Source organism: Bradyrhizobium manausense (assembly GCF_018131105.1).
In the GTDB taxonomy this organism is placed as follows: Bacteria; Pseudomonadota; Alphaproteobacteria; order Rhizobiales; family Xanthobacteraceae; genus Bradyrhizobium; species Bradyrhizobium manausense_B.
In genome coordinates, this window is sequence record NZ_JAFCJI010000001.1 from 837,908 (window position 1) to 863,540 (window position 25,633).

Annotated in this window: 31 protein-coding genes; 17 read left to right on the top strand and 14 right to left on the bottom strand. The window is 63.0% G+C overall.

Features of this window, described 5'->3' with window-relative positions:
• Positions 1-117: 117 nt before the first annotated feature.
• Positions 118-615 carry a MarR family winged helix-turn-helix transcriptional regulator gene (locus tag JQ631_RS03895; RefSeq protein ID WP_212324174.1) on the top strand — a complete coding sequence of 166 codons (498 nt, stop codon included), beginning with the start codon at positions 118-120 and terminating at the stop codon, positions 613-615.
• A gap of 77 nt (positions 616-692) precedes the next feature.
• Here JQ631_RS03895 and JQ631_RS03900 read toward each other — a convergent pair whose 3' ends face one another.
• Genes JQ631_RS03900 through JQ631_RS03910 form a run of 3 tightly spaced genes read right to left on the bottom strand, consistent with a single transcriptional unit; the run spans position 693 to position 2,670 of the window.
• Positions 693-1,382 carry an L-2-amino-thiazoline-4-carboxylic acid hydrolase gene (locus tag JQ631_RS03900; RefSeq protein WP_212324176.1) on the bottom strand — a complete coding sequence of 230 codons (690 nt, stop codon included), beginning with the start codon at positions 1,380-1,382 and terminating at the stop codon, positions 693-695.
• Between the two features lie 30 nt (positions 1,383-1,412).
• Positions 1,413-1,799 (bottom strand): RidA family protein, encoded by a 387-nt coding sequence (locus tag JQ631_RS03905; RefSeq protein WP_212324178.1) that lies wholly within the window; start codon positions 1,797-1,799, stop codon positions 1,413-1,415.
• 1 nt (position 1,800) lies between these two features.
• Positions 1,801-2,670, bottom strand: a complete 870-nt coding sequence (locus tag JQ631_RS03910; protein ID WP_212324180.1) for a VOC family protein — start codon at positions 2,668-2,670, stop codon at positions 1,801-1,803.
• Positions 2,671-2,800: 130 nt separating this feature from the next.
• Here JQ631_RS03910 and JQ631_RS03915 point away from each other — a divergent pair, with 130 nt between their 5' ends.
• Positions 2,801-3,427 carry a LysR family transcriptional regulator gene (locus JQ631_RS03915; RefSeq protein ID WP_212328479.1) on the top strand — a complete coding sequence of 209 codons (627 nt, stop codon included), beginning with the start codon at positions 2,801-2,803 and terminating at the stop codon, positions 3,425-3,427.
• Between the two features lie 9 nt (positions 3,428-3,436).
• Here JQ631_RS03915 and JQ631_RS03920 read toward each other — a convergent pair whose 3' ends face one another.
• From JQ631_RS03920 to JQ631_RS03940, 5 genes are read right to left on the bottom strand one after another with little or no spacing between them, the layout of a single operon-like run.
• On the bottom strand, positions 3,437-4,207 hold the full coding sequence (locus JQ631_RS03920; protein ID WP_212324182.1) for an SDR family oxidoreductase: 771 nt from the start codon (positions 4,205-4,207) through the stop codon (positions 3,437-3,439).
• Positions 4,208-4,221: 14 nt separating this feature from the next.
• Positions 4,222-5,088 carry an alpha/beta fold hydrolase gene (locus tag JQ631_RS03925; RefSeq protein WP_212324183.1) on the bottom strand — a complete coding sequence of 289 codons (867 nt, stop codon included), beginning with the start codon at positions 5,086-5,088 and terminating at the stop codon, positions 4,222-4,224.
• Between the two features lie 36 nt (positions 5,089-5,124).
• Entirely contained in the window at positions 5,125-5,823 is a 699-nt protein-coding gene (locus tag JQ631_RS03930; protein ID WP_212324184.1) for an alpha/beta fold hydrolase, read from the bottom strand.
• Between the two features lie 44 nt (positions 5,824-5,867).
• Positions 5,868-6,464, bottom strand: a complete 597-nt coding sequence (locus tag JQ631_RS03935) for a TMEM175 family protein (protein WP_212324185.1) — start codon at positions 6,462-6,464, stop codon at positions 5,868-5,870.
• 47 nt (positions 6,465-6,511) lie between these two features.
• Positions 6,512-7,399, bottom strand: coding sequence for a haloalkane dehalogenase (locus tag JQ631_RS03940; RefSeq protein WP_212324186.1), 888 nt, complete (start codon positions 7,397-7,399; stop codon positions 6,512-6,514).
• Positions 7,400-7,572: 173 nt separating this feature from the next.
• Between JQ631_RS03940 and JQ631_RS03945 the strand changes: the two genes are divergently transcribed.
• The 8 genes from JQ631_RS03945 (at position 7,573) to JQ631_RS03980 (ending at position 14,746) form a co-directional block, all read left to right on the top strand.
• Positions 7,573-9,555: a tetratricopeptide repeat protein gene (locus JQ631_RS03945; protein ID WP_212324187.1), complete on the top strand. Its 1,983-nt coding sequence runs from the start codon at positions 7,573-7,575 to the stop codon at positions 9,553-9,555.
• Positions 9,556-9,690: 135 nt separating this feature from the next.
• Positions 9,691-9,867: a hypothetical protein gene (locus JQ631_RS03950; protein ID WP_212324188.1), complete on the top strand. Its 177-nt coding sequence runs from the start codon at positions 9,691-9,693 to the stop codon at positions 9,865-9,867.
• A 236-nt stretch (positions 9,868-10,103) separates the two neighbouring features.
• Positions 10,104-10,379 (top strand): hypothetical protein, encoded by a 276-nt coding sequence (locus tag JQ631_RS03955; protein ID WP_212324189.1) that lies wholly within the window; start codon positions 10,104-10,106, stop codon positions 10,377-10,379.
• 78 nt (positions 10,380-10,457) lie between these two features.
• Positions 10,458-10,808 carry a nuclear transport factor 2 family protein gene (locus JQ631_RS03960; RefSeq protein ID WP_249160123.1) on the top strand — a complete coding sequence of 117 codons (351 nt, stop codon included), beginning with the start codon at positions 10,458-10,460 and terminating at the stop codon, positions 10,806-10,808.
• Between the two features lie 343 nt (positions 10,809-11,151).
• Entirely contained in the window at positions 11,152-11,643 is a 492-nt protein-coding gene (locus JQ631_RS03965) for a YkgB family protein (protein ID WP_212324191.1), read from the top strand.
• Between the two features lie 83 nt (positions 11,644-11,726).
• Positions 11,727-12,053 carry an antibiotic biosynthesis monooxygenase family protein gene (locus JQ631_RS03970; RefSeq protein WP_212324192.1) on the top strand — a complete coding sequence of 109 codons (327 nt, stop codon included), beginning with the start codon at positions 11,727-11,729 and terminating at the stop codon, positions 12,051-12,053.
• 185 nt (positions 12,054-12,238) lie between these two features.
• On the top strand, positions 12,239-12,664 hold the full coding sequence (locus JQ631_RS03975; protein WP_212324195.1) for a hypothetical protein: 426 nt from the start codon (positions 12,239-12,241) through the stop codon (positions 12,662-12,664).
• A gap of 120 nt (positions 12,665-12,784) precedes the next feature.
• Positions 12,785-14,746, top strand: a complete 1,962-nt coding sequence (locus JQ631_RS03980; RefSeq protein WP_212324197.1) for a hybrid sensor histidine kinase/response regulator — start codon at positions 12,785-12,787, stop codon at positions 14,744-14,746.
• 85 nt (positions 14,747-14,831) lie between these two features.
• Here JQ631_RS03980 and JQ631_RS03985 read toward each other — a convergent pair whose 3' ends face one another.
• A complete protein-coding gene (locus JQ631_RS03985) occupies positions 14,832-15,653 on the bottom strand; it encodes a DMT family transporter (protein ID WP_491018473.1) in 822 nt (273 codons plus the stop codon).
• Between the two features lie 216 nt (positions 15,654-15,869).
• Here JQ631_RS03985 and JQ631_RS03990 point away from each other — a divergent pair, with 216 nt between their 5' ends.
• From JQ631_RS03990 to JQ631_RS32250, 7 genes are all read left to right on the top strand, one after another.
• Complete coding sequence (locus tag JQ631_RS03990) at positions 15,870-16,358, top strand: Lrp/AsnC family transcriptional regulator (protein WP_212324199.1); 489 nt, start codon at positions 15,870-15,872, stop codon at positions 16,356-16,358.
• Between the two features lie 272 nt (positions 16,359-16,630).
• Positions 16,631-16,996 carry a hypothetical protein gene (locus JQ631_RS03995; protein ID WP_212324200.1) on the top strand — a complete coding sequence of 122 codons (366 nt, stop codon included), beginning with the start codon at positions 16,631-16,633 and terminating at the stop codon, positions 16,994-16,996.
• Between the two features lie 103 nt (positions 16,997-17,099).
• Positions 17,100-17,492: a FixH family protein gene (locus tag JQ631_RS04000; protein ID WP_212324201.1), complete on the top strand. Its 393-nt coding sequence runs from the start codon at positions 17,100-17,102 to the stop codon at positions 17,490-17,492.
• An 82-nt stretch (positions 17,493-17,574) separates the two neighbouring features.
• The gene (locus JQ631_RS04005; RefSeq protein WP_212324202.1) at positions 17,575-18,972 is read left to right on the top strand and encodes an efflux RND transporter periplasmic adaptor subunit; all 1,398 of its coding nucleotides are present in this window, start codon (positions 17,575-17,577) and stop codon (positions 18,970-18,972) included.
• Entirely contained in the window at positions 18,969-22,142 is a 3,174-nt protein-coding gene (locus tag JQ631_RS04010; RefSeq protein WP_212324203.1) for an efflux RND transporter permease subunit, read from the top strand. Before JQ631_RS04005 ends, JQ631_RS04010 begins: the two co-directional genes overlap by 4 nt.
• Positions 22,143-22,172: 30 nt before the next feature.
• Positions 22,173-22,634 (top strand): cupredoxin domain-containing protein, encoded by a 462-nt coding sequence (locus JQ631_RS04015; RefSeq protein WP_249160125.1) that lies wholly within the window; start codon positions 22,173-22,175, stop codon positions 22,632-22,634.
• A gap of 196 nt (positions 22,635-22,830) precedes the next feature.
• Positions 22,831-23,034, top strand: a complete 204-nt coding sequence (locus JQ631_RS32250) for a GDCCVxC domain-containing (seleno)protein (RefSeq protein WP_249160127.1) — start codon at positions 22,831-22,833, stop codon at positions 23,032-23,034.
• 22 nt (positions 23,035-23,056) lie between these two features.
• Here the strand turns inward: JQ631_RS32250 and JQ631_RS04020 are convergent, their stop codons facing one another.
• The 5 genes from JQ631_RS04020 to JQ631_RS04040 all read right to left on the bottom strand — a co-directional run bounded on the left by JQ631_RS04020 (position 23,057) and on the right by JQ631_RS04040 (position 25,632).
• A complete protein-coding gene (locus JQ631_RS04020; protein ID WP_212324205.1) occupies positions 23,057-23,470 on the bottom strand; it encodes an MAPEG family protein in 414 nt (137 codons plus the stop codon).
• A gap of 46 nt (positions 23,471-23,516) precedes the next feature.
• Positions 23,517-24,002, bottom strand: coding sequence for an SRPBCC family protein (locus JQ631_RS04025; RefSeq protein ID WP_212324207.1), 486 nt, complete (start codon positions 24,000-24,002; stop codon positions 23,517-23,519).
• A gap of 2 nt (positions 24,003-24,004) precedes the next feature.
• Positions 24,005-24,316 (bottom strand): ArsR/SmtB family transcription factor, encoded by a 312-nt coding sequence (locus JQ631_RS04030; protein WP_212324209.1) that lies wholly within the window; start codon positions 24,314-24,316, stop codon positions 24,005-24,007.
• Positions 24,317-24,472: 156 nt separating this feature from the next.
• Positions 24,473-25,057, bottom strand: a complete 585-nt coding sequence (locus JQ631_RS04035) for a DUF1254 domain-containing protein (protein WP_212324211.1) — start codon at positions 25,055-25,057, stop codon at positions 24,473-24,475.
• Positions 25,054-25,632 (bottom strand): DUF1214 domain-containing protein, encoded by a 579-nt coding sequence (locus tag JQ631_RS04040; RefSeq protein ID WP_212324213.1) that lies wholly within the window; start codon positions 25,630-25,632, stop codon positions 25,054-25,056. The genes JQ631_RS04035 and JQ631_RS04040 overlap by 4 nt, the downstream gene beginning before the upstream one ends.
• Position 25,633 lies beyond the last annotated feature (1 nt).

The following is a 25,633-nucleotide window of genomic DNA, read 5'->3' on the forward strand; positions in this document are numbered from 1 at the left end:
AGCGGATTCGGCCATCGAGGGCCTACCTGCCACGACGAAAGCCAAACATTATTAGTTGCAATTTGCAACAGTATTGTTTTGCAACAATATGGCCTTCGGGCCGCCAAAGAGGGCCCGATGCGGCGAGAGAAGGTTGAGCGCCATTTAACCTATCGGATGGACACGCTGAGCAGCAGCGCGATCGATATGGCCAACGAGGTCTATACGCAGTGCTGCGGCCTCAACGTGCGAGAGCTGCGCGTGCTGCGCCTCGTCGACGACAATCCGGGAATCACGTTCAGCGATCTCGCTGCGGAGACCAGGTTCGAACGAAGCCTGACCTCGCGCCTGCTTTCGAAGCTCATCAAGGATGGCCTGCTCAGGCGCGCGATCGGCAAGGACGATGCGCGGCAGTTCAATCTGCACACCACGGCAAAGGGCCGTGGGATGTGCGCAAAGGTCGCCAGGATTGCGGGCGAGCTGGAGGAGCACTTCCTCGCTCCATTGACGGCCGCAGAGCGCGATGCGCTGGATTCCTGCATCCGGAAACTGACCGAATGGGTTGATGGCGGGGGCAGGGAGAAGATTGCGCAGCTTGTGCCGAAGACCCGTCGCGGTTCGGCGAGCAAGACCTAGATCGCGCGGCAACTGCGTGACCTCCATTCTGCTTCGCTAATCCTCGGGGATGAACCGCGTGCCGGCCCGGCGCGAAGTCAGCCGTCACGATGCAGTCGCGAGAAGCGGAAATTGCAGTGGCTCGCGCCGCCGGCCAGCGTCTGCGTCCGTTCCAGGCGGATGCCGCGCGTCGCATAGGCGTCGAAATCGAGCCCGCAAATGTGGGGAAGGATCTCCTTGTCGCCGTGGCGGCCTGCGAATTTGCAGAAGCCGCAAGCCCGGTAGTCGATGCCGAATTCAAAACTGTCATTTGGACCCGGTTCGACGAAATCGTAGACGAAATCCTCCGGAAATTCGCTCTGATGGCTCCCTGTCGTGCTTGCCGCCGCCTGCTCGCGCAGCAAGGCCTGGTTCTCCGGCGACATGAATTGATCTCCCGCCGCGAGGCGTTCCGCCTCAGGCACGGTGAGCAATTGCGTCTTGTAGGTGTCCCGCTCGATCTCGCCGATGACAGGCAGCGGTACGCCATGCCGCCGCAGCACGCGGCTGATCGCCATGAATCCGATCAGCCGCATGAAGAAATCGCTCATGCGGTTCGCAGTGCCGCCGACGTAGGGCGTCTGGCTGAGCACGATGACGAATTCGTCCATCACCTCCCGCCTGATCCCGTCGATATCGGCGAGCCGCGCGCGCTCGCGCAGCATTGCCTCGGCAAGGTCGAGCCGATGGCGCATCGCGGCCTCCATGGCGTCACGATGGCGCTCGTAAAAGGGATGGATATCAGCCATGGCTGCCTCGCATCATTGGTCAGTGAAGCCTCATTCCGCGGCGATCGCCTCGATCTCGAGCAGCCATTTGCTGTCGACGGTCTGGACTACCACGGCCGTCAGCGCGGGCTGGTGATCCCCGAGCACTCTGCGGCGAATGATGCGGTTGGCGACGAGCTGGCTGCGGTCGGTCAAGAACGTGGTGACCTTGACCAGATGCGCGACACCAAGGCCGGCAGCGGCGAGCACCTCCACGACGTTACGCCAGGACTGCTCGCATTGCGCCTCGAAACTGTCGGGCACGCTGCCGTCGAGTCTCTCCGGCACCTGGCCGCTGATGAACAGCAGGCGGCGATGCTGCGTCACTTCGAGCCCCATGCAGTAACCACCGGCGGGAGGGCAAACCGTTGCGGGATTGTGGCTGACGATATGGGCCATCTCAGTGTGTCTCCTGTTCGACGAATTCCAGTGCCAGGCCGTGCGAGGCCGCGGGCGGAACCAGCAGCACGCTGCCCGTGGCTTCGAACCCGACGCCGTTGCCTTTCAGTGTTCCTGCGGTGGCGTCGAGATTGCCAACCGCGATGCGGACCGCACAAAACCTAGGCGATCCGCCCCCATCGACGCCCGGCAGCCGGCGCGCGATCCCATCTGGCCCCAGGACCGTGATCCGATCACCGTGCTCGCCGATTGTCAGTCCGTCGGGCACGGGCTCGGCGTCAGTCTCTGCGAAGCGTTCGAGGAAGGATTTGTGCTTCATCGGGTCCGGCGCCGACATCACCACCTCGGTCACGCGCAGGGCGCCGTTGGGGTGACGCTGATAGTCCGGCTTCCAGAACAGTTCCGGCGGATGGCGCTGCTGGCAAGTGAAGAAGGCAAGGCCGGGCATCCCGGGATCGGTGGCAAAGGCCAGCGAGAAGGCGACGCGGGCCCTGTCCCCGCCCGGCAGCACTGCGTCGCGGCCAAAATCGAATGGCGCATAGGCACCGATGCCTTGGCTGCGGAAACGCGCCGCGTCGGCGTGGGCGTCTGTGGTGTGGAGGACCAGCATCGACATTCCCTCGGCGCTTTCGAGGAATTCGCGATTATGTGCGGCGAAGCTGAAATGGCCTGATGTGGCCGGCGGCACCGCCGCAGCGTCGGTGACGGCCAGCAGCTCGAAGAAATTGTTTTCTAACATCGCCAGCCGGTTGCTGGTGCCAAAGGGATGCACCCCGGTTGGCGTCAGGGCGAAGCCGAGCCTTTGCCAATCTGTCGCGGCCTGCGCGAGGTCGTGAACACAGATGACAAAGTGGTCCAGTCGGCGCGGCATGAGAACTCTCCTCGAGATGAGGGCCGACCGTAGCCGCCGATGTCGCGCCGGCGCAAACCATCTTTGCTGCACTTCAGCGCAAGAAAATCTATTGCAAGGAGACCGCCCGTCCGTGTCAAACTGCGACGCGATGACCTATGCCCTTCCGCCACTCAACGCGCTCCGCGCTTTTGAAGCCGCTGCGCGCCATCTCAGCTTCAAGCTGGCCGCGCACGAGCTGCACGTGACGCCCGCAGCCATCGGGCAGCAGGTCAAAGCGCTGGAGGCGCGCCTTGGCGTGCAGCTGTTCGAACGGCTGCACAAGCAGCTCATCCTGACCGCGGCAGGGCAGGCCTATCTGCCCGGTGTGTCCGAAGGCTTTCGCCACATTGCGGAGGCGACCTCGCAATTGAAGCCGGCAGGTGCGGTGCTGCTGCAATTGGGCGTGCATGCCGGCTTTGATTTGCGCCGGCTCGATCTGGCGGCGTTTCGCGAGGCGCATGCCGAGATCGGCCTGCGGGTGCTGCAGCCCGCCGGCCTGCACGAGCTGGTCGAAGGCAAGGTCGATCTCCTGATCGCCCGCAGCCTCGGTCATCATCCTGGTTATCGCTGCAACAGGGTCGACGATGGATCGGGTCTCGGTGATTGGCTGGTCGCACCCGAGGGCGCCGCGGATTGCCCCGAGATCGTCAGCTTTCGCGCCTGGCTGCGCGCCGTGACATCCGAGAGCCCGCGCGCAAATCGCCGTCCGCGGCTGGTCGGCGGCGTCGGAAGTTGAAGCGGCAAATCAGATCGATTTCACTTCGCCGCCGTCCATGCGCAGCGTCGAGCCGGTCATCCAGCGAGCGCCTGGCGACACAAGGAACGCCATCAGCTCGGCGATCTCCTCGGGCTCGCCATAGCGCGCGATACCGGCTTCCTTCGGAAAATTTGCCGTTGCCTGCTCGACCGTCATGTTGTGCAGCGGGGCCCAATGCTCGAGATAGGACCGGCGCCGTCCCGTCATCACCGGTCCCGGCAGCACGCTGTTGACCTGCACGCCGTCGGCGATGCCGCGGTCGGAGAATGCCTTTGCCAGCGCGACAATGGCGGCGTTGATCGTGCCAACGCCTGCATAAGGCGCCTTCGGAAAGAGGGCGGAGTTGCCGGACATCAGCACGACCGAGCCCTGCGCCGCCTTCAATGCCGACCAGGCTGCGATCGTGAGGCGGCGAGCGCCGTGCAGCTTCAGCGCCAGCCCGCCGTTCCATTGCGCATCGGTCATCTCAAACAGGTCGATCTGCGGGACCGCGCCTGCGATGTTGAGCAGGGCGTCGATCCGGCCGAAAGCCGCGAGCGCCTGATCGACGATCGCGCCCGCCGCCGCGGGATCCGCCAGATCGGCATCGATGACCAGCGGTTTTGCGCCGGCGGTCCTCACGGCCTCCGCGGTCTCGTCCAGATTGGCGCGGTTGCGCGCGACCAGCACGAGCTCCGAAAAATCACGCGCGAGACGTATTGCCGTCGCGCGGCCGATGCCCTGGCTGGCACCGGTAACAATGGCCACAGACTTTGACATGCTGGAGATCCTTCCTACTTGCGCACGCGCGCATCTATGAAATCGCCGATGATCTTCGCGATCTCGGCGCAGTGCGTCTCCAGCGCGAAATGGCCGGTGTCGAAGAAGCGGACCTCTGCCTCCGGGATGTCGCGCTTGAAGGCTTCGGCGCCAGGCGGAAGGAAGAACGGGTCGTTCTTGCCCCACACCGCAAGGAATGGCGGCTTGTGCGTGCGGAAGTAGTTTTGGAATGTAGGATAGAGGGCGACGTTGCTCTTGTAGTCGCCGAAGAGGTCGAGCTGGATGTCGTCAGCGCCAGGACGGGCCAGATAGTAATTGTCGAGGTTCTGGCCGTCCGGCGACACGCGCGTCGGGTCGGGTACGCCGTGGGTGTATTGCCAGCTTGTCGTCTCGGGCGTGAGGAAAGCGCGCAGCGCTTTTCGGTTCGCTTCCGAGGCATCTTCCCAATAGGCCCGGATCGGGGTCCAGCCGTCACTGAGACCCTCTTCGTAGGCGTTGCCGTTCTGCGAGATGATCGCACTGATGCGTTCGGGATGGCGAACGGCCATTCGAAAGCCTGTCGGCGCGCCGTAGTCGAAAACGTAAATCGCAAAGCGATCGAACCCGATGATCTCGGTAAAGCGATCGATCACGCGTGCGATGTTGTCGAATGTGTAGGGGAAGCGTTCCCGCGGCGGCATGTCGGTGAGGCCGAAGCCGGGAAGGTCAGGTGCGACCAGATGAAATCTGTCGGCAAGCAGCGGCATCAGGTCACGGAACATGTGGCCTGAGCTGGGAAAGCCGTGCAGCAGAAGAAGCTTCGGCGCTCCGGCTTTCAGCGCTTCGCGATAGAACACTTTGAGGCCGTCGACCTCGATGGAATGGTACCGGACTGCACTCATCGGATTGCTCCTTACGTTCGTGTTCGATCAGTCGGATCAAGCCGAGATGGATTGCCCGGCCTCGAGCAGCAGTTCGACCACATGCTCGGGTGCCGTCGCGATCGGCGTATGATCGACGTCCAGCCGGCGAATCCTGGCTTTCATCCGCTGCGCCATGAAGTCCTGCGTCTCGGGGTTGATCATGCGATCCTGCTCCGCCAGCAGGTACCAGGACGGCAAAGTCTTCCAGAGCGGCTTCGCGGCCTTCTCCATGAGGCAAGCTCCATGTATCGGCCGCTGCACGGCGGCGAACAGCGCGGCTTCCTTCGGGCTGGCATTCTGCGCGAAGGCGCTCGCAAACGCGCTGTCCGGCAACCAGATGAAGCCGTCGCTATCAGGTGCCAGTTGCGGAGCCTTCGGATGCGGCTTCCCGCGGCCGAACACTTCGCCGACGGTCTCGCCTTCGTCAGGCGCCAACGCCGCGACGAAGACCAGGCCCTTGACGCGTTCGTTCTTCGATCCCGGGATCACGGCGCCGGCATAGGCGTGCGCGACGAGCACGAGCGGTCCCTCTATCCGAGCGAGGCGGCGATCCAGCGCGCGAATGTCGTCCGAAACGCTTGTGAGCGGAAGAGGCGCGGCGACGGCCTTTGCGCCACGGGCCTCGAGTGCCTCGATCACCTTGCGCCAGCTCGAGCCGTCCGCCCAGGCTCCGTGAACGAGCACGAATGTCGGAGCAGTTTTGGATTCAACCATGGAAACAATTCCTCTTCAGATCACGCGGGTCAAGTTGGCTTGGGCTAGTTGAGTTGACGAGCTGTGCCCGGCGCCCCCGGGCTCAGGTAGACGGCGAGGCAGAGGCAGATCATCGCCATGCCGCCGAACGGGTATCGAAGTGCGACGATGCCGGCCGCGGCAAAGACCGCCAATGTCGCGAGTGAACGGATGCGCATCATCATGCGGGCCCGCGGCCCGACCTTGTGCGGCGCGGACCTGTCCACGGCCTCCATGCACAGCAGCAGATAGGTCGCATTCACCAGAAAGAAGTCGCCCGCGTAGAACGCGACCGGAACGGCCCCCAATTCCGAGCTGGCGATCCACGCGGTCGCGAACGGCATCAACGACACCGCGAACAGATGCGCGAAATTTCCCCAGATCAGGCGGTGCGTCGCGACGTCGGGAAAGCGCAGGAGGTGATGATGGTTCACCCAGACGATCGCGATGAAGAGGTAGCTGATGGCGTAGCTGATCGCGGCCGGCCACAGCGCCAGCAAGGCGCCAAAGCTCGCCTCCTTCGGAGGGCGGAGCTCCAGTACCAGGATCGTGATGATCACCGCGAACACGCCATCGGAGAAGGCGTTCATCCTCTCGGGCGTCACTGTCTCTTCGTTCGCCATCGTCGCGCGCCATCGGCTCTGTCATCGATGAGATCGGCCGTCGCCAGTCAGCGCAGCGTCTTCATCCAGGCTGCGATGGCGCTGCCGATCTCGTCAGGCGAATCTTCCTGGACGAAATGGACGCCTTTGACGGTGACTTCGGTCTGTGCCGGAAAGCTTCTCGCCTGTTCGAGAACCTTGCCCTCGGCGAGGATTCCGCCGGGCTCCGCCTTCAGGAACAGCTTTGGCACCTGGCTGCTCTTCAGCCATGCGGCGTAGGCGTCGACGGCCGCCGTGACGTCGGCGGGGTCGCCTTCGATGGGGATCTCTCTGGGGAACGTCAGCGTCGGCCGCCGGCCCTCGCCGGGCTCGGTAAAGGGCCGGCGATACTCCGCCATCTCCGCGTCCGAGAGCTTGCGCAGGATCGCCCCCGGCAGGACCTTCTCGATGAAGAAGTTGTCCTGCAGCACCATCTGCTCGCCGGCCTCGGAGCGCAACGCCTGCAAAACCGGCCGCATTCCAAACTTGTCCCAATGGTCCCAATACTGCCGGCCCACCATCGCTTCCATATAGGCAATGCCTTTCACGGCTTCGCGATGGTGGTTGGCCCAGTCGAAGCCAAGGGTGGAACCCCAGTCGTGGATGACGAGCGTGACGCGCTCGCGCACATTCAGCGCCTCGAGCAAGGCGCCGAGATAGCGGCGGTGCTCCACGAAGCGATACGAACCGGGCCCGCTGTCGGGCAGCTTGTCGGAATCGCCCATGCCGATCAGATCGGGTGCGATGCAGCGGCCCAGCGGTTCCAGATACGGCAGCACGTTGCGCCACAGGTAGGACGAGGTCGGATTGCCGTGCAGCAGGACGATGGGGTCGCCTTGTCCCACCTCCACATAGGCCATCTCACGGCCGAGAATCTTGCACCGCTGCTTTTTGTAGGGAAATGCCGCGGATGTCATGATTGCTTCCCCCAAGATCGCACGACTGTTATCGAAATCGCCGCTAAATGACTGATGAGGCTGGTCGTTTCTCTTCCGCGTGAAACGCGAGCCATGCTAGCGTCGGATTGTCACACGATGTCCAAGACCTCCTGCTGTAGGCCGCCATCGTTGGAGCGAGCGTTGGAGCGATCATGGAAATGGCGAGCCCGTCGGCGGACCGCGTTCTTTTGTTGGGCCCGTTGCAAGTCATCCGGAATGGAAGCGCGCTACCCCAGCCGCCGTCGCGCAAGGTCCGCGCTCTCCTTGCCTACCTCGCGATCGCGGCGCGGCCTGTTTCGCGCGAAAAACTGTGCGAGCTGCTTTGGGACGTCGCCGATGATCCGCGCGGCGAGCTGCGCTGGTGCCTCACCAAGCTGCGGCCGTTGGTCGACTGTCCGGCCGCGACACGGCTGATTGCGGATCGCAAACAGGTTCAGATCGAAGCCGATGCGCTCGACGTCGATGCGCTCAGGGTTGCGCGAGATGTCCAGACGACGCTGAGCAGTGGGTCACTGGGTGATGTTCGGTCGTTGCTGGCGCTGTTCCGCGGCGACTTTCTGGAAGGGCTCTCGGTCGAAAGGGCACCGTCGTTCGAAAACTGGCTCGCCGGCCAGCGCCACCGCTTTGGTCAATGGCGCCAGCAGCTGCTGGAGCGCCTCAGCGCTCTATTGCCGCCTGAGGATCGCATCGACGTGCTGCGGGAGCTCATCGAAGTGGCGCCGTTGGATGAAACGGCTCACGTCGCGCTGGTGCGTGCGTTGACGAACAACGCGTTCCATGCGGAGGCGAGGCAGCAGATCGATGCGTCCGTCGAGCGCTTTCGCAGTGAAGGCATTGACCCGACATCGCTCAGGTCGGCTTTTGCGACAGCGCAACAACAGCGTGGCAAACCCGCCAAGGCGATCCGTCTTCAGGGTCCTGGCATCGATGCGCCGGCCCTTCAGCCGGCAGCGCGCACGCGCCGGCCGTTGCTCCTCGTGATGCCGTTTGCCGGGGCGGCGCCCGAGGACCTCGCAGATGCCGGACGCGTGACGAGCGACGTCATTTTCGGCATCGCCAAGCTGCGGAGCGTCAGCACGATCGCTTGGAGCACGGCATCCGCATTGAGCGGTCAATCGCCGGCCGTCGCGGCCACCCGGGTGAATGCGCAATATGTCGCGTGCGGCCGGTTGCAGCGCCATGGTGCGGATTATCTCGCCTCGATCGAGCTCATCGAGCCCGCGAGCGACCGCATCTTCTGGGCCGGCGAATTCTCCTGCAATGTCGACGACGCCTTCTCCGCGGCCAATCCATTGGCATCGCAGATCGTGGCGGGTCTCGATGCCGAGATTCACATCATTGAACGTAACCGGGCGCTGCTCCTGCCGCCGACCTCGCTCGATGCATGGCAGGCGTACCATCGCGGTGTCGCCAACATGTATCGATTCACCAGCGAGAGCAATCGCGAGGCGCAATCGTTCTTCCATCAAGCCATCGCGCGCGACCCGACTTTCTCGCGAAGCTATGCCGGCTTGTCCTTCACGCATTTCCAGAATGCATTCGTGCTGAAGACGCGCGAACGAGAGCAGGAGATCGCCTTGGCGCTCAGTACGGCTGGCCGGGGGCTGGAAGTGGACCCTGGCGACCCGGCAGCGCACTGGGCGATGGGTCGGGCGCTCTGGCTTCGACGAGACCACGAGAGTGCGATTACTGCGCTGGAGCAGGCCACTCGTCTCAGCCCGAGCTATGCTTCGGCTCATTATTCCCTGGCGATGGTGCATTGTCAGACCGGCGATCCCGAACGCGCGGTGCAGGCGGCGGACACCGCAGCTCTTCTCAGTCCGCTGGATCCGATGCTGTTTGCGATCTTCGGCGCGCGGACCTTCGGCCTGCTGCGGCTGGGAAAGACCGAGGAGGCCGCCGTCTTCGCCCTTCGTGGCGCCGAGCAACCCAACGCGCACATCCACGCGCGGGCGATCGCCGTGCTGACGCTCGCGACCGCCGGACGCATGGACGAGGCCGATGCCGAATGGACGCGCCTCCGGCATCTGCAACCCGCCTACACATTCAGGCAGTTCGAAGATGCCTTCCATCTGGTGGACGATCTCAGGCGCACCTATCAAAAGGCGGCGAAGGCGATGCACATCCCGCAGTGAGGCTGATGCTGGGGAACGTCTTCGCCTGCCGAACTCTTCGTCGCACCTGGCTCATTTGTTCCGACGTCCTGGGCCGGCTGATTCAGGAACGGCAAGTTCGTCAATCCGTTATCTCCCGTATGGAAGGAGAGCATCATGAGCGTTGAAGGCAAGGTCAAGGAAGGCGCCGGCTACATCAAGGAAGAGATGAACGAGCACGGCAAGGATCCCGCGAGCCAGCGCAAGGCCCAGGAAGGTCGCGATCTTCGCAACGAAGGCCGCATGGAAGACGGCAAGCCGCCGAAGACCACCAAGCCGGGCACCGGCCACTGATCCGATTCGATCTGGATACCGCCCTTGACCCGCGTCAGGGGCGGTTTCTTGTGCGCCAAAAGCAAAAGAGAGCGCGCGAGCCCTGCTCCTGAGAGCGCAGGCGTACCGCGCGCCAACGGTCGACCCGCGAGCACGGCGACCGTCACTGAGGAAATGCCCGGATCGGGCGCTTGTTCCTATTTGGAACCATCAACTCTGCACCTGCTTGACGGCTTGCGCAGCGAAAAGGCGCGATCATGCGCAAGATCCTGAACTGGTTTTTCCGCAATCGTGAAACCGGCGCCATCACGATCGCGCAGAGCCCCAATCTCGTTCTATGGATCGTCATCGTCGCGGCCCTCCTGCGCTGGATGTGGCCCTCCTCAGGCCAAGTCAGCGGCGCGTTGACGGTCGTCGTCAAAGGCGGACTTCTCGTCTGGGCTGCCGACGAGATCGTTCGCGGCGTCAATCCCTGGCGGCGCTGTCTCGGAACGGCCGTAGCCGTCTATGACCTCACGACGCTTTTGCGGTGAAAGGTGGAAGCGCCGCACTTTTGCCGGGCTCGACCCTTCACCTTGTGTTCATCGGTTCCGCAATATGTCCGGGATCCGATGATCGACATGGTGGTGAGGAACATGTCCTGTGACCCGATGGCCGCGGCGGTTGATTGGCTCGACGCCTACCGCGCCGGCGATATTGAAGCGATCCTGGCAATGTACGCCGAAGATGCCGTGGTGCATTGCGACTGCGATGGCATGAAAACCTTGACCGGCCCGGAAGCTCTCCGGGCCTATTGGGTTGACCGGCTCAGGCGACATCCGGCTTCCGCGTTGGACAATCTCCAGCCCTCGGGTGACGGAACGGAGATCTCCTACATCACGGGGACCGGCTTGGTGAGCGCCATTCTGGCCTTCGACCGCGCCGGGAAGATCAAGACACTCAGCTGCGGTCCGTCAAATTGAGACGGTCCATGTCCCTGATAGCGCCAGGCCGCGAACTTTGTTATCGAACGGGCTAGGCTTAGGGAGGCTGCTTGGGGAAGGACTCCTGGGTTTTGCGGCCCAGGAAGGTATCGGGCATAGGCAGCCTCAGCACCTCTGATGCTTCAACCGTTAGATCGCGCAGGCGCGCGTTTTGTTCGGCCTGAGCCCCGTCACAGAGCGACGTGACTATTCCCGACATGCCCTGCACAAAATCGTGACCGGTCGTGGACGCCCGCGCGCGTAACGGAGCGGGAGAGCCTGCGTACAGATGGTGCCTGTGACGCGGTAGATCGCAGCGCGCCAATTGAATGTGAGAGCTGCGATGAAGGAAATGTTCAATATCGCCGAGACCGGCACGGGGTCTTACCGATCGTTGGCCATCCTGAGATGGGTCATGGTCGTCATCTTCGTCTCGTTCGGAATGCAGAAGTTTACGCCGCAATCGGCGCAAGGCATCGCGCAATTCATAACCAACAGTCCCTTCATCTCCTGGCTGTCCGTGCTCGGCTTGAGAGGCGAGGCTTACTTCCTCGGAATTGCGGAGTTCATCATCGCGGCGCTGCTCGTCGCAGGTGCGTTCAGCCCGCTTCTTTCAGCGCTGGGCTCGCTTCTTGGCATGGTGACGTTCGCAATTACGTGGTCGTTTTTCTTCACGACACCGGGCGTTGTGACGTGGAGCCTGTCGACCGATCCAATGGCCTGGAATTTGGCGGGAGAGTTCCTGTTCAAGGATATCGTTCTGCTCTGCGTCTGCGCAGTGCTGTTTCTCGCATCATTGCCGCGAGCAGGGACGGGTCCCGCTATGTCGCCCTGACCCTTACCGCTGTAACGCTTCGTAGCCACAACGACCGACCGGAGTTCGAAAGATTGCCCCGGTGCAGCAAATAAGAGCTTAGCATGATCAACGACGTGATCGTTATTGGTGATCTGAAATTGCGTCATGACGCGTCGCTCGAGGAGCACGACAGGCTTGGCGAACGCATGTACGGCATCGTGAGCGAGCTGCCGGGTTTCCTGTCCGTCAAATCGTTCAAATCGGATGATGGCGAGGAGCTGACCGTTTTCCGCTTCTCGTCGGAGGAGGCGCTGGAGGCTTGGCGCACCCATCCTGAACACGTCCAGACGATGAAACGCGGACACGCGGAATTTTACGTCAGCGGGTTCTTGCAGATCTGCAAGGTTATCCGGGAGGTGGGCCCGTTCGATCACTCACAGCAGGCGTGACGGGCGTCCGATGATACCATGCTACCGGTGCCTTGCCCGGCGTGTCGAACGTCAACGCCACGGCCTCACCGCGGAATATGCAACGCAGTTGTCCACACCCACGACACGCAGTAGCGAATTGCGGATCCGACCCACTAGCGATCGATAATTTGCCAACGTGATCCGGCGTTGTCTTTATGCCCGGCATGAGCACCAAATCACGCGAGGTCATCTGGAGCGGCCGCATCATGGGGGCGGAGATTTCCGCCAAGCACGCACGCGAGGAGGCGCGGAAAGCGGTGCGCGAGGCCGATCGTGCCGAAGCCGAAGCGTGGTCGGTGCGCATGGAAGGTTACGGCGGTCCCGCGCAGCCCTCGCCGACGATCGGGCAATGCCTCAACGGCGGCCTCGGCTGGCTCGAGGTCGAGTGCGTCAGGTGCAAAGCGCGCGCGAGCCTGCCGCTCGATGCGATCCGTCGTCCCCGCGACACGCCGATCTGGAAACTGGAGGCTTCGCTGAAGTGCCGGTCATGCCGGAACGGACGGTCCGCGCCGCCGGTCCACATGATCAAACTGACCGCGACGCGAAGCATCACGCCGTACAAATGGGTGCACCCGACCGAGGAGCGATAGAGCCATGAGCTCATAGACGCACTAGTGGCGCGGTACTATTGTGTGCCGGATAGGAACGTTTGCCGATTTCGAGGCGTTTGAGCCACTCCCTCCCTTGAGTTCCATCAATTGAGTGCCTCAATGAAATCGACGTCCGTCGGAGATTCCCGCAGCCTCGAACTGCTGATCAACGCGATTGTCGATTACGCCATCTTCATGCTCGACATCGACGGTGTGGTCAGAACCTGGAACAAGGGGGCTGAGCGCCTCAAGGGGTATGCCGCCGAGGAGATCATAGGACGATCGTTTTCGGTCTTTTACACGCCGGAAGATCGGGAAAAGGGTTTGCCGGAGAGAGCCTTGGCAACGGCCGCGGAGACAGGCCGCTTCGCGTCTGAAGGCTGGCGGGTCAGAAAAGATGGCAGACGCTTCTGGGCGCTTGTCGTTCTCGACGCAATTCGCGACGAGGAGGGCAGGATGATCGGATTCGCGAAGGTCACGCGGGACATCACCGAACGACACCAGGCTCATAACGATCTCCTGGAGAGCGAAAGACGATATCGCCGGCTTGTTGAAGCTGTGGTCGATTACGCTATTTTTCAGCTCGATCCTTCCGGCCAGGTCGCGACCTGGAATCCCGGAGCCGAGCGCATCAAAGGTTATCGGCCAGAAGAAATCATCGGCCGACATTTCAGCGCCTTCTACACGCCTGAAGATCTTGAAAAAGGAGTGCCGAAATCGGCCCTGGCGGAGGCAACCGAAAACGGACGGTTCGAAGCCGAGGGCTGGCGCATGCGCAAGGACGGCACGCGCTTCTGGGCCTCCGTTGTCATCGACCGGATTACTGACGAGAGCGGGGCGATCGTCGGCTTTGCAAAAGTCACGCGTGATCTCACCGAGCGCAAGCAGGCGCATGACGAACTTCAGCGAGTCCAGGAACAGCTTGTTGCATCCCAGAAGCTGGAGGCCGTCGGGCAGCTCAGCGGCGGCATCGCGCACGACTTCAACAATCTGCTGATGATCGTTCTGGGAAACCTCGAGAATGCCGAACGTAACAGCCGCAACGTCGGAGGACCCAATCTTCATCGGGCGCTGGCGAACGCGAAGCGCGGGGCTCAACGAGCTGCGGCGCTGACAAGCCGGTTGCTCGCTTTTTCGCGCCGGCAGGCTCTCGATCCGAAGCCGATCAACCTCAATGGCTTTTTGAGCGGCCTGCAGGAGTTCCTGCAGCGCACGCTGGGCGAACGTATCGAGGTTCAGACCGTTGGTGGCGCCGGCCTCTGGCAGATCGAGGCGGATGTGAACCACCTGGAATCGACAATCGTCAATTTGGCGATCAATGCCCGCGACGCGATGCCGAATGGCGGAAAGCTGACCATCGAGGCGGCAAATGTCTCGGCTGACGAAGATTATTCGCGTGCCAACCCGGAGGTCGCGCCAGGCCAGTATATCGTGATCAGCGTAAGCGACACGGGCTCCGGCATGACTCCGGAGGTTCTGGATCATGCATTCGAGCCGTTCTTTACAACCAAGGAGCCAGGGCAGGGAACCGGACTTGGTCTCAGTCAGGTTTATGGCTTCGTCAAACAGTCCGGCGGACATGTGAAGATCTACAGCGAGGTGGGGGAGGGGACCAGCATCAAGATGTATTTCCCCCGCTACTTCGGCCATGTGCAGCCCGCTCCAGAGCAAACAGACGAGTTCGTGGCTGAAGGCGCGAGCATCGAGACGATTCTCATCGTTGAAGACGATGCCGATCTCCGGGGTTACGTTTCGGATGTGCTGCGAGACCTCAACTATCGGGTCCTGTCTGCAGGCAGTGCGCAGGCCGCTTTGACGATCCTGTTGCAGGAAGATCAGCAGGTTGATCTCGTTTTGACCGATGTGGTCATGCCCGGCATGAACGGCCGCGAACTGGGACGGCGAGCGCAGCAGATAAGGCCGCATCTCAAGATCCTCTACATGACGGGTTACTCGCGCAACGCAGTCGTTCACCAGGGACGGCTCGATGAGGGCGTCGATCTTCTGGAAAAGCCGGTCACTCAGGCGAAGCTGGCGTTGAAAGTCCGCGAGATTCTGGATCGACAAAAATCGGGTGGATGATCGGGCTCGCGAATAGGCGCCTGCGACCGGCGATCGATAATCCGGTGGTCCCGATCGTCGTGCTATGGGCGCGAGAGCACCAGACCTATGCAGGCGCCACCGTGGCGGGTACGCGGTGCGCGTGGATGCAGGTCCCGACGCTCAGCAGGACGAAACAGAAGGCAATCGCTTCGAGCGTCGTAGGAAGACGTCGTTCCCATGCCAGGCCGTAGAGCAACGCGAACAGCGTTTCGAACAGGATCATCTGACCGGCGAGCGTTAGCGGCAGCAATCTGCTCATGCGGTTCCAGAACGCGTTGCCGACGATCGAGGCGAGAATGGCGACGCCCAGCGATACGACCGCAAACCGCGCCCATGCGGTCGCATCATGAACCGTGTTGATGAAGGCGAGGGAGGGGATCAGCGCAAGCGCCTGAAAGCCGGTCGCAACACCGGTGAGCAGGTTCCAGTCATGCGCGGAGACGTCCTTCAGACGCGCGAGCGCGCGGCTGTTGCCGATCGCGTAGCTCGTCCACGAGATGAGCGCTCCGGTGGCGCAGAGCAGTCCGGCTCCCTGCTGGAGCAGCGATGTCGACGACGGCAACGCCAGAGCTTGCAAACCGATGCAGACGGCACCCGCCGAACAGAGCAAGAGCGACGGCGCAAGACGCGAGATGGGCACGGCACCTTCGGCATTGCTCCCGATGACCGTGACCGCAACCGGCAGGAAACCGATCACCAGCGAAGTCATTGCGATGCCGCCGAGTTGCACGGCGCTCCCCATCAGCACGTAATAGAGCGTGTTGCCTGCCAACCCCAGCCAGGCGAGCGTGAAGTAGTCGGACCGCTTGAGCCTGTCGGCGATCTCGCGCCAGCGCGGCAGGACCAGGGCGAGAGAAATCGCTCCGAAGATCAGGTAGCGGCTCATGGCCAGCTGAACGGGCGCGAAATCGGCGACCATCGCAGGGCCAAGGAATGCGAATCCCCAAAATGCCCCTGCGGCAGCGCCGCACGCAATTCCCGCTATGTGTGTCGAACCGTGCGTCATGGAGGTCTCGCCGAAATCGATTGGGGCGAGCAATAGCCTCACTTTGGTGATAAAAGGGCCCTTAAACGCACCTCCAAATGAGACAATTACTCGCCCATGGCCAGAAAGCCGCCCGCGCGCGCATCGCTCGACCAGTTCGACCGGGCCATCCTCCGCATCCTCCAGACGGACAACAAGACGCCGCAGCGCGCGATCGCCGAGAGCGTCAACCTGTCGACAGCCGCCGTGCAAAGGCGCGTGGCGGCGCTCGAGGCAGCGGGCGTGATCGCGCGCAACGTGGCGGTGGTCGATCCGGACGCGGTCGGGATGTCCATCACCGCGATCGTGGAAGTCTATCTCCGCGATGAGCGATCGGCGACGGTCGATGCCGCGAAGGCTACCTTCCGGAAGACGCCGGAGGTCCAGCAATGCTTCTACGTCACGGGCGGGACGAGCTTCGTCCTCATTGTCGTGACCCGAGACATGCGAAGCTACGAGACGTTCACGCGCAAGGTGTTCGAGGACAACGACTCGGTCAACAACTACCGAACCCTCGTTGTGATAGATCGCGTGAAGACGGACACGCAGATCCCGATTGAAGACTGACGGGTGAGCATTCGACGGATGCCGTGACGGTCAACAATGGCGGGCGGAAACGCGAAGCATCACGCCGTACAAATGGGTACATCCGACCGAGGAGCGATAGAGCGCGCCCCGGGTCCGAAGGGCCGCATTGGCGCAAAGTGGTCAGCGGCTGCGGAAAGGGCCGACTGGTCGAAAGCCTGGGTCACGAACCCTTGACCGTAATCAATGACTGTTTTCCGTATCCGAATATGGTACTGAGGCGGTGTTGCGGCCCGAGAGGTAAGTCGTTTTCGATGCGGTTCGTCCGTACCATGCTGGCATTCGCCATCGCCATCTCCCTGGCGATGCTGCCGGTTGGCGCGTCCGCGTCTGGCCTCGCGATGTCCTCGGACGACATGCAGGCGACCATGCACATGAGCGGCGATGCCGACATGTCGATGGACGATTGCTGTCCCGACATGAAGGGAACCGGCTCCCACACCAGCGGCTACAAATGCGGTATGGGCTTTTGCTGCGTCGGCGGGATCATTGCGCTCGCTGACGTCAGGCCGCTTGCCTTCGAATATCTTGCCGTCGCCGCCGGCAAGATGGTCCTCCCTGAGGATCAGGTCGTCTCCTATCGCGGCGGCAGTCCTCCCTTCCGGCCTCCTCGAATCTGATCTCGCAAAGCCTGAGACGCGAGCAGCCATGCCTGCTCGCGACGATGACTGACGTGTGCGCTTCGCGTGCCACGGCGGAAGATCAATTCATGAGGATAGGACTATGCTTTTCAAATTCACCACTGCGGCTCTCGCCGCCACCCTTTCGCTTGCCGCTTCCGCCGCCATGGCGGGCGCTGGCGACTACGCCTTCGAGCCGGTCAAGCCGGAGATGAAGAAGGGCGAGGACGTCACGCTCGCTATTCGCCTGACCAACAAGCAGACCGGAAAGCCGGTGTCGGACGCGGTGATCTTCAAGACCCGCGTCGACATGGCCCCGGACGGGATGGCTGAGATGGAGTCGGCGGTTGCGCCGCTGCCGTCGAAGGAGCCGGGTGTGTATGCCTTCAAAACCGACCTGCCGATGGCAGGCCGCTACCAGATGACGCTGTCAGTGAAGGTGCAGGGCGAACCGGAGACGCTCACAGGCAAGGTGATCGTCACGGCGACCAAGTGAGCGCTTGGGCGCTGCCCCGGCGGCGCCCGACATTCCCGTTCCATTCACACGGACGCGCGCTCCTGGCGCGCGGAGACATGCGATGAAAACGCTGCGTCTTCTGACAGCTCTCGCGCTGGGCGGTGGCCTGGTCTTGGGTGCTTACGGATACTTGAACATGGAGTTCGCTCCGGCTGCATCAGCGGCCGACCGAACGCCGCTCTACTACCGCGATCCCAGCGGCGGACCAAACTGGTCGGCAGGTCCAAGGAAGGACGACCGCGGTCGGGACTACCTGCCGGTCTACGACGATCAGGCAGTCCCGGCGCAGACGAAGCCGCAGCAACAGGCGGTGTCCCCGCGAAAGATTCTCTATTATCGCAACCCGATGGGGCTGGCCGACACCTCGCCCATGCCAAAGAAGGATTCGATGGGGATGGATTACATCCCCGTCTACGAGGGCGACGATACGGACGACGGCGCGGTGAAGTTGTCGCCCGGCAAGATCCAGCGCACCGGCGTGAAATCCGAGCCGGTCGAACGGCGCGCGATCCGCGTTTTGGTGAAGGCGCCCGGCACGATCCAGCTGGACGAGCGGCGCGTCTCGGTCATCGCCATGCGCGCCGAAAGCTTCGTGCAGAAGGTCGCCGACGTCACCACCGGCGCCCGCGTGAAGGCCGGGCAGCCGCTGATGGACATCTACAGTTCGGCGGTCGCATCCGCTGCGGCGGAATATCTCGCGACGATCACCTCGAGGGTGGTTGGCGGTGTCGAGATGTACGGCCGCGGGTCGCGCCAGCGCCTGGTCAATCTCGATGTGCCGGAGCCCGTCATCGCGGAGATGGAAAAGACACGGGTCGCGCCCGTCACCATCAGCTGGTCGGCGCCGCGCGACGGGGTCGTCCTGGAGCGCAATGCGATCGAAGGCATGCGTGCCAATCCCGGCGATGTGCTGTTCCGGATCGCGGACACGACGGTCGTCTGGGCGCTGATCGACGTGGCCGAGCGCGATCTCGGTACCATCGCGGTCGGGCAGTCCGTGGTCGTGCGCGCGCGCAGCTTTCCCGGCCGGACGTTTACCGGCAAGATCGCAATCCTCTATCCGCAGGTCAATCGGGATACCCGCACCGTTCGTATCAGGGTCGAACTCGCCAATCCCGATGCGCTGCTGCTGCCGGACATGTACGTCGATGCCGACATCGACACGGCTGATGCCACGCCCGTCCTGGCGGTGCCCGACAGTGCGGTGCTCGATACCGGCAGCCGGCAGGCTGTTCTCGTCGACAAGGGGGAGGGCCGTTTCGAGCCGCGGGAAGTCAAGCTTGGCCGCCGCGGCGGCGGCTATATCGAGGTGCGGGACGGACTTGCGGATGGGGAGGCGGTGGTCACCTCCGCCAACTTCCTCATTGATGCGGAAAGCAACCTGAAGGCGGCGCTGAAAGGCTTTGCGGAAGCGGCGCCGCGGACTGTCGACGCCGGCGCGACGGGAGATCGCAAATGATCGCCCGCATCATCGCCTGGTCGGCGAGCAATCTGCTGCTGGTGCTGTTCGGCGCAGGTTTTGCCGCTGCGGCCGGCCTCTATGCACTGGTTCATCTTCCGCTGGATGCGATCCCCGACCTCTCCGACACCCAGGTCATCGTCTACACGGAATATCCCGGCCAGGCGCCGCAGGTGATCGAGGATCAGGTCACCTATCCGTTGACGACGGCGATGCTGACGGTTCCGAAATCGAAGGTCGTGCGCGGCTTCTCGTTCTTCGGTGTGTCGTTCGTCTACGTGATCTTTGAAGACGGCACCGACATCTATTGGGCGCGCTCGCGCGTCCTGGAATTCCTGAACGGCGCGGCGTCCAGGCTTCCCGCCGGCGTCACGCCGACCATCGGGCCCGATGCGACCGGTGTCGGCTGGGTCTACCAGTATGCAGTGATGTCCAAGGAATTGAACCTGGCGGACACGCGCACGATCCAGGACTGGAATCTGAAATTTGCGCTGGCCAAGGCCGAGGGCGTCGCCGAGGTGGCCAGCATCGGCGGCTTCGTCAAGCAGTACAACGTCGTCCTCGACCCGCAGCGAATGCGCGATCGCGGCATCAGCATGCAGAAGATCCGCGAGGCGATCCGCGCCAGCAACGCCGATGTCGGCGGGCGCACCGTCGAGCTCTCCGAGTTCGAATACGTCATCCGGGGCCGGGGCTACGTCAAGAGCATCAACGATCTCGGCAATATCGTCCTGAAGACCAGTAATGGCACGCCTGTGTTGCTGCGGGACGTCGCCAATGTCGAGCTGGGCCCCGACGAGCGGCGGGGCGTCGCCGAGCTGAACGGCGAGGGTGAGGTCGCAAGCGGCATCGTGCTGCAGCGGTTCGGCGTCAATGCTCTCGACGTCATCGAGAACGTCAAGAAGCGCTTCAAGGAGATCGCGAGCAGCCTGCCGAAATCGGTCGAGATCGTGCCGGTCTACGACCGCTCGAACCTGATCTATGCGGCAATCTACACTCTCAGGCATACCTTGTTCGAGGAAAGCATCGTCGTCGGGCTTGTCTGCATCGTCTTCCTGCTGCACGTCCGCAGCGCGCTGGTCGCGATCCTGATGTTGCCGGTCGGTGTTCTGATGGCGTTCGGCGCCATGAAGCTGCTCGGGCTGGGCTCCAACATCATGAGCCTCGGCGGCATCGCGATTGCGATCGGCGCCATGGTCGACGCTGCGATCGTCATGATCGAGAACGCGCACAAGCACCTGGAGCGCGCCAGGCCTGGTCAATCGCGCGTCAAGATCTTGATCGATGCCGCATCCGAAGTCGGGCCCGCGCTGTTCTTCAGCTTGCTGATCATCACGGTGTCGTTCATGCCGATCTTCACGTTGGAGTCGCAGGAGGGGCGGCTGTTCAGCCCGCTCGCATTCACGAAGACTTTTTCGATGGCGGCGGCCGCGCTTCTGTCCGTGACGCTGGTGCCGGCGCTGATGGTGATCTTTGTCCGCGGCAGAATCGTTCCGGAGAGCAGAAACGTCATCAACCGCTTCCTGATCTGGGTTTACCGTCCGGTCATCAGGGGCGTTCTGCGCGCCAGGACACTGGTGATCCTGGCTTCCATCGCCCTTCTCGCCGTCACGATATGGCCGGCGCGTCAGCTCGGCACCGAATTCATGCCGAACCTGAACGAGGGCACGCTGCTCTACATGCCGACAACACTGCCCGGCATCTCCATCACCAAGGCGGCCGAATTGATGCAGACGCAGGACCGCATCATCAAGTCCTTTCCTGAGGTCGCCTCGGTCTATGGCAAGGCGGGCCGAGCCGCCACGGCGACCGACCCGGCGCCCACGGAGATGTTCGAAACGATCGTCAACCTGAAACCGAAGGAGCAATGGCGCTCCGGCGTCACCATCGACAGTCTCGTCGCGGAGATGGACAAGGCCCTACAGTTTCCGGGCGTCTCCAACGCCTGGACCATGCCGATCAAGGCACGCATCGACATGCTCTCCACGGGCATCCGCACTCCGGTCGGGGTCAAGGTCATGGGCACGGACCTCGTCGAGATCGACCGGCTTGCAAAGCAGATCGAACGGATCCTCAAGGCGGTCCCCGGCACGTCGTCGGCTTACGCGGAGCGTGGTCTCGGCGGCTATTATCTCGAGATCGTGCCCGATCGCGAGGCGCTCGCCCGATACGGCATCCTGATCCAGGATGTCCAGGACACCATCGCGGCCGCGCTCGGCGGTCAGACGGTGACCACGACCGTGGAGGGACGGCAGCGGTTTACGGTGAACATGCGCTATCCGCGCGACTTGCGCGACAATCCCAAGGCGATCGCCAGCGACATCCTGGTGCCGATGCCTTCAGGCGGCGCCGTGCCGCTCGGCGAGGTGGCCCAGGTCGAGCCTACGCGCGGACCGACTTCGATCCGCACCGAGAATGGACAGCTTGCGACCTACATCTACGTCGACATCCGGAACCGCGACATCGGAAGCTACGTCACTGATGCGCAACGCGCCGTGACGGAGAGCGTCCAGTTTCCGGCCGGGACTTACGTGGTCTGGAGCGGCCAGTATGAATATCTCCAGCGCGCCGCTGCCCGCCTGAAGATCGTCGTGCCGTTGACGCTCGCGATCATCTTCCTGCTGCTGTACCTGAATTTCCGGGCGATGACCGAGACGCTGATCGTGATGCTGTCACTGCCGTTCGCGCTGGTCGGCGGCATCTGGATGATGTGGTGGCTCGGTTTCAACCTGTCGGTGGCCGTGGCTGTCGGCTTCATCGCACTCGCCGGCGTCGCCGCCGAGACCGGCGTCGTGATGCTGATCTATCTCGATCATGCACTGGCGGAAGTGAAAGCGAGGCGCAGCGCCGAGGGGCGCGCCCTCACGCGTCGCGACCTACACGATGCCATCATGGTGGGCGCGGTCGAGCGGGTGCGGCCAAAAATGATGACCGTGGTCGCCATCATGGCCGGCCTGCTGCCGATCATGTGGAGCACCGGCGCGGGATCGGAGATCATGCAGCACATCGCAGTGCCGATGATCGGCGGCATGACATCATCGACCCTGCTGACGCTCATCGTGATCCCCGCCATTTTCGGGCTGGTGAAGGGGCAGGGGCTTCCCCGCGATCATGAGGCGACGGGCGCAGGATCGAACCGCGCCTCGCCGGACGTGCCCGAGGCGGCTTGAATTTTCAAACGACAACATCGAGAGGAACTGATGATGAGATTTGCGGCGATCGGACTGGCGCTGGCTCTGGCGACGATATGGACGCCGTCTGGTGCACACGATCACCACCACGGCCACGAGTCCTACTCGGCGGGGGAGCCCGGCGATCCGGCGAGCCCGTCCCGAACCATCGAGATCGCGATGAACGAGATGAGCTATGAGCCATTCAGGATCGAGGTGAAGCGGGGCGAGCAGATCCGCTTCGTGCTGCGCAATGTCGGCACGGAGGATCATGAATTCCTGTTGGCCACGACCAGGGAAAATCTGGAGCACGGTGCAATGATGAAGAAGCATCCGAACATGGCGCACGACGAGCCGAACGGCGTGCGGGTCGCGCCGAAGAAAACCGCGGAGATCCTGTGGAAGTTCACCAAGCCCGGAACGTTCGAATATTCCTGCCTGATCCCGGATCACCGGGAGTACGGGATGACAGGCCGCGTGACGGTGAAGTGAAGGGTGCGGCAGGCCGGGAAACCGGCCTTGCTCGCGATGACCTTTACCGGCGTCACTGGCGGTCCTCGGCGGCGGTTGCGACTTTGCCCGCGCAGCCTTCGTGCCAGCCTCCGGCTGGGTGTCAAACGGCATTTCCGAGGTAACGTTTGCGCTGAACTATATTAGGGCGCTGTGTCCTGTGATAATGAAGCCGGCCATGCAAACTCAATCGGCTCTTACGTGTCCCGTCTGTCATCACGCCTCAATCGAGACGATGCCAATTGATGCCTGCCAGTTCTTCTACGATTGCAAGGGTTGCGGCATCAGGCTCAAACCCAAGCCTGGCGATTGCTGCGTCTTCTGTTCGTATGGAACAGTGCCGTGCCCACCCATCCAGGCGCAGAAGCCGTGCTGCTCGTAGGGCGCAGCCGCAAGCCGCCGTCCTACGCCATCGCTGCCACCATGGTCGTGACAATGAGGACGACCGTCACGAACGCTCCTGCGACATAGAGGATCGTTCTGACGCTGCCACCTTTGGCAGCGTTGCCGCCACGCAAATAGATCGCAACGTGGATCAGGCGGATCGCGGTATAGACCCATACGAGCGTTGCGAGGACAGCAGGCCTTACGCCGACCATCATCGCCAGCACAGCGGGGATGACGAACGGCGTCAGTGCTTCCACCGCGTTCATGTGGGCGCGATCGATGCGGTAAAGCAAATTGTTGTCGTCGGCCGGCAGAACGGGTCCCGAGAGGGCTCCGGCCCGCCCTTTGGATGATCCCGAATGCACCGCAAGCACGATGGACATGAGACAGAGGAGAAGCACGCCTCCAATGCTGAACGAGTAAGCAGCCATATGGACCTCCGCCATTGATGATCACGTCGTATGGGACAAGCGAGCGTCAGGCCTCCCGGGCCATTCGCTCGGCAAACCGCCGAAGGTAGAGCGGCCAGCCCTGATCGCTCTCGACGGCTGCGCGCTCACCCTCCCAGCCTTCGCCGTGCCGTTCGAGGTGGCGGTGTTCCAGCTCCAATCTGGTCCGGCTCGGCGTTTCGGCGATGAACCGCACCTCCCATTCGCTGGTCCTGTCGGGATCGGTCTCGATTTGCCAGCGCGGGCTGATGTCCCAGCTGAGCAGCACGCGGTGCGGCGGTTCGAAGGCCAGCACACGCGCCCAGCGGCACTCGCTGCCGTCGATACCCCGATCATAGACGTGTCCGCCCACCCGCGGCTCGAACACGGTCTCTGCGATGGGAACGGCGAGCAGATTGTGCTCGCGCGGCTTGAAGCTGCCGAAGTCTTCGGTGAAGACCTTGAACGCGCGCTCGATAGGGGCCTCGACCACAATGGACTGTTTGATCGGCGCAGCCGGTATCCGTGCGTTCATTGCTAGTCCTCCCGTGGTTTTTCGACGGCTTCTTTGTATGCTGCCAGCGTGCGGCCCCAGAACCGGTCGAGCCACGCGCGCATCTGGCCGAGCCCTGCCGGATCGATGTGATAAACGTTGCTGGCCCCTTTCGGCTCGGCGCGAACCAGGCGAGATTCGCGCAGCACCCTGAGATGCTGCGATACGGCCGACTGTGAGACGGTCAGTTCTCGCGTGATCTCGACGACCGTGCGAGGCCGTGCGCCCACCAGTTCGAAGATCTGCCTGCGGGTCGCATCGCCCAGGGCGGCGAGTTGTGCGCTGTCTTTAGCCATCGCCTCGTTGGCCGCCGAGCTGAACGATAATTAGCAGTGTCTAATGATTAGTATAAACTAATTATCATGTCAATCATCTCACGATTTCAATGCCCCGCTACTGTGCATGGGGTTGTTTTCAGCTTTTGGCTTTGAGGGCGTTTCGACGCCCGTGCGTCAGCGCCGGCCGCGCGGTGTCTCGGCCTTGGCGGGCGCCTCGGTCTGCGGCGCGCAGGTCGCAGCCTGAAGCGTGGCCTGCGCCTGCGGCATCAGGCCTGGCTCGGCGGCGAGCGCCTTCATCACGATCAGGCCCGTCGTGCTGGGGGAATCGATGATCAGGCGGTCGGCCGCGGTGACCTCTTCGTCCTCGGGCAGGGCGCCGTGCTGGGCTTCCGTCATCAGGTCGAGCTCGATCACCTTCTTGCCGGCCGAGCGGTCGTTGATGGCGTAATAGGCGAGCTCGTTGCGGGTGTAGAACGACACCGACGTATAGGCCTGGCTCACCGGCACGGTGAGCTTGATCGGTCCGCCCGACAGGTCATAGCGGCAGATCGCAAGCGCGAAGGCCGGGTCCATGAACGGCATCGGCGAGGTCTGCGGGTCGGCGAGCGGCAGCTGCGTCACGCCGTTGAGCTTGGTCATCGGCGTCAGCCGCGAATAGGCGTCCTGCGTTGCGATCCGCGGCAGCGCCAGCACGCTGACGAGATGGACCACGAGGCCCAGCACCACACCGGCCACGATGGTGAACGCGAGGCGGATCATGAGCAGCCCGCCGTCGCGATGGTGGGCATCGGCGCGTCGCGCTTGGTGCGTGTCGCGACGCCGACCGGCGTGTCGTAGAGGCGGAACATCAGCGCATAGCGCTCGATGCCGCCGGTGGGCAGCCAGTTGCCGGCGCGCGAGCGCGCGGCGATGTGGATCTCGAACGAGCCGTCGGACTGGCGCACGATCTCCTGGCTGGTGAAGCCGTAGCGCTGCAGCGAGTTGGCGACGAGATGGCCCTTGCGGTCATACAGTGTCAGCGTCCAGAACCGCGCCGGCGGCGTCACACCGGAGACGACCACATCGCAGCGGCCGTCGAGCGCCTTCTTCTTGTCGTCGGCCGTTGCGGTGAAGGCGACGCCGTCGCCGGTGCCGATCGGCAGCTCGCCGTTGCGCACGATGGTGGCGCGCGAATAGGGATCGACGTCGGCGGTGCCGGTGCGCGGACGCGCGGTCCAGGCGCCGATGGTCAGCGCGCCGATCTCGGTGCCGCGCGTCGTCGTCATCCAGGTCGCGCCCACGCCGACCACGGTCGCGAGCAGGAGGGCCGTCAATGTGATCAGGATCAGCCGCACG

What these genes read in the sequence shown, in the direction of transcription:
- JQ631_RS04035 (WP_212324211.1), bottom strand. Translation starts at nt 25,057, where the DNA reads ATGATCCGCCTCGCGTTCACCATCGTGGCCGGTGTGGTGCTGGGCCTC.
- JQ631_RS03995 (WP_212324200.1), top strand. Translation starts at nt 16,631, where the DNA reads ATGCGGTTCGTCCGTACCATGCTGGCATTCGCCATCGCCATCTCCCTG.
- JQ631_RS03920 (WP_212324182.1), bottom strand. Translation starts at nt 4,207, where the DNA reads ATGTCAAAGTCTGTGGCCATTGTTACCGGTGCCAGCCAGGGCATCGGC.
- JQ631_RS03935 (WP_212324185.1), bottom strand. Translation starts at nt 6,464, where the DNA reads ATGGCGAACGAAGAGACAGTGACGCCCGAGAGGATGAACGCCTTCTCC.
- JQ631_RS04005 (WP_212324202.1), top strand. Translation starts at nt 17,575, where the DNA reads ATGAAAACGCTGCGTCTTCTGACAGCTCTCGCGCTGGGCGGTGGCCTG.
- JQ631_RS03895 (WP_212324174.1), top strand. Translation starts at nt 118, where the DNA reads ATGCGGCGAGAGAAGGTTGAGCGCCATTTAACCTATCGGATGGACACG.
- JQ631_RS03940 (WP_212324186.1), bottom strand. Translation starts at nt 7,399, where the DNA reads ATGACATCCGCGGCATTTCCCTACAAAAAGCAGCGGTGCAAGATTCTC.
- JQ631_RS03980 (WP_212324197.1), top strand. Translation starts at nt 12,785, where the DNA reads ATGAAATCGACGTCCGTCGGAGATTCCCGCAGCCTCGAACTGCTGATC.
- JQ631_RS03975 (WP_212324195.1), top strand. Translation starts at nt 12,239, where the DNA reads ATGAGCACCAAATCACGCGAGGTCATCTGGAGCGGCCGCATCATGGGG.
- JQ631_RS03910 (WP_212324180.1), bottom strand. Translation starts at nt 2,670, where the DNA reads ATGCCGCGCCGACTGGACCACTTTGTCATCTGTGTTCACGACCTCGCG.
- JQ631_RS04015 (WP_249160125.1), top strand. Translation starts at nt 22,173, where the DNA reads ATGATGAGATTTGCGGCGATCGGACTGGCGCTGGCTCTGGCGACGATA.
- JQ631_RS03960 (WP_249160123.1), top strand. Translation starts at nt 10,458, where the DNA reads ATGATCGACATGGTGGTGAGGAACATGTCCTGTGACCCGATGGCCGCG.
- JQ631_RS04025 (WP_212324207.1), bottom strand. Translation starts at nt 24,002, where the DNA reads ATGAACGCACGGATACCGGCTGCGCCGATCAAACAGTCCATTGTGGTC.
- JQ631_RS04000 (WP_212324201.1), top strand. Translation starts at nt 17,100, where the DNA reads ATGCTTTTCAAATTCACCACTGCGGCTCTCGCCGCCACCCTTTCGCTT.
- JQ631_RS03965 (WP_212324191.1), top strand. Translation starts at nt 11,152, where the DNA reads ATGAAGGAAATGTTCAATATCGCCGAGACCGGCACGGGGTCTTACCGA.
- JQ631_RS03950 (WP_212324188.1), top strand. Translation starts at nt 9,691, where the DNA reads ATGAGCGTTGAAGGCAAGGTCAAGGAAGGCGCCGGCTACATCAAGGAA.
- JQ631_RS03985 (WP_491018473.1), bottom strand. Translation starts at nt 15,653, where the DNA reads ATGAGCCGCTACCTGATCTTCGGAGCGATTTCTCTCGCCCTGGTCCTG.
- JQ631_RS03970 (WP_212324192.1), top strand. Translation starts at nt 11,727, where the DNA reads ATGATCAACGACGTGATCGTTATTGGTGATCTGAAATTGCGTCATGAC.
- JQ631_RS04010 (WP_212324203.1), top strand. Translation starts at nt 18,969, where the DNA reads ATGATCGCCCGCATCATCGCCTGGTCGGCGAGCAATCTGCTGCTGGTG.
- JQ631_RS03905 (WP_212324178.1), bottom strand. Translation starts at nt 1,799, where the DNA reads ATGGCCCATATCGTCAGCCACAATCCCGCAACGGTTTGCCCTCCCGCC.
- JQ631_RS04020 (WP_212324205.1), bottom strand. Translation starts at nt 23,470, where the DNA reads ATGGCTGCTTACTCGTTCAGCATTGGAGGCGTGCTTCTCCTCTGTCTC.
- JQ631_RS03955 (WP_212324189.1), top strand. Translation starts at nt 10,104, where the DNA reads ATGCGCAAGATCCTGAACTGGTTTTTCCGCAATCGTGAAACCGGCGCC.
- JQ631_RS04030 (WP_212324209.1), bottom strand. Translation starts at nt 24,316, where the DNA reads ATGGCTAAAGACAGCGCACAACTCGCCGCCCTGGGCGATGCGACCCGC.
- JQ631_RS03900 (WP_212324176.1), bottom strand. Translation starts at nt 1,382, where the DNA reads ATGGCTGATATCCATCCCTTTTACGAGCGCCATCGTGACGCCATGGAG.
- JQ631_RS03915 (WP_212328479.1), top strand. Translation starts at nt 2,801, where the DNA reads ATGACCTATGCCCTTCCGCCACTCAACGCGCTCCGCGCTTTTGAAGCC.
- JQ631_RS03930 (WP_212324184.1), bottom strand. Translation starts at nt 5,823, where the DNA reads ATGGTTGAATCCAAAACTGCTCCGACATTCGTGCTCGTTCACGGAGCC.
- JQ631_RS03945 (WP_212324187.1), top strand. Translation starts at nt 7,573, where the DNA reads ATGGAAATGGCGAGCCCGTCGGCGGACCGCGTTCTTTTGTTGGGCCCG.
- JQ631_RS03925 (WP_212324183.1), bottom strand. Translation starts at nt 5,088, where the DNA reads ATGAGTGCAGTCCGGTACCATTCCATCGAGGTCGACGGCCTCAAAGTG.
- JQ631_RS03990 (WP_212324199.1), top strand. Translation starts at nt 15,870, where the DNA reads ATGGCCAGAAAGCCGCCCGCGCGCGCATCGCTCGACCAGTTCGACCGG.
- JQ631_RS32250 (WP_249160127.1), top strand. Translation starts at nt 22,831, where the DNA reads ATGCAAACTCAATCGGCTCTTACGTGTCCCGTCTGTCATCACGCCTCA.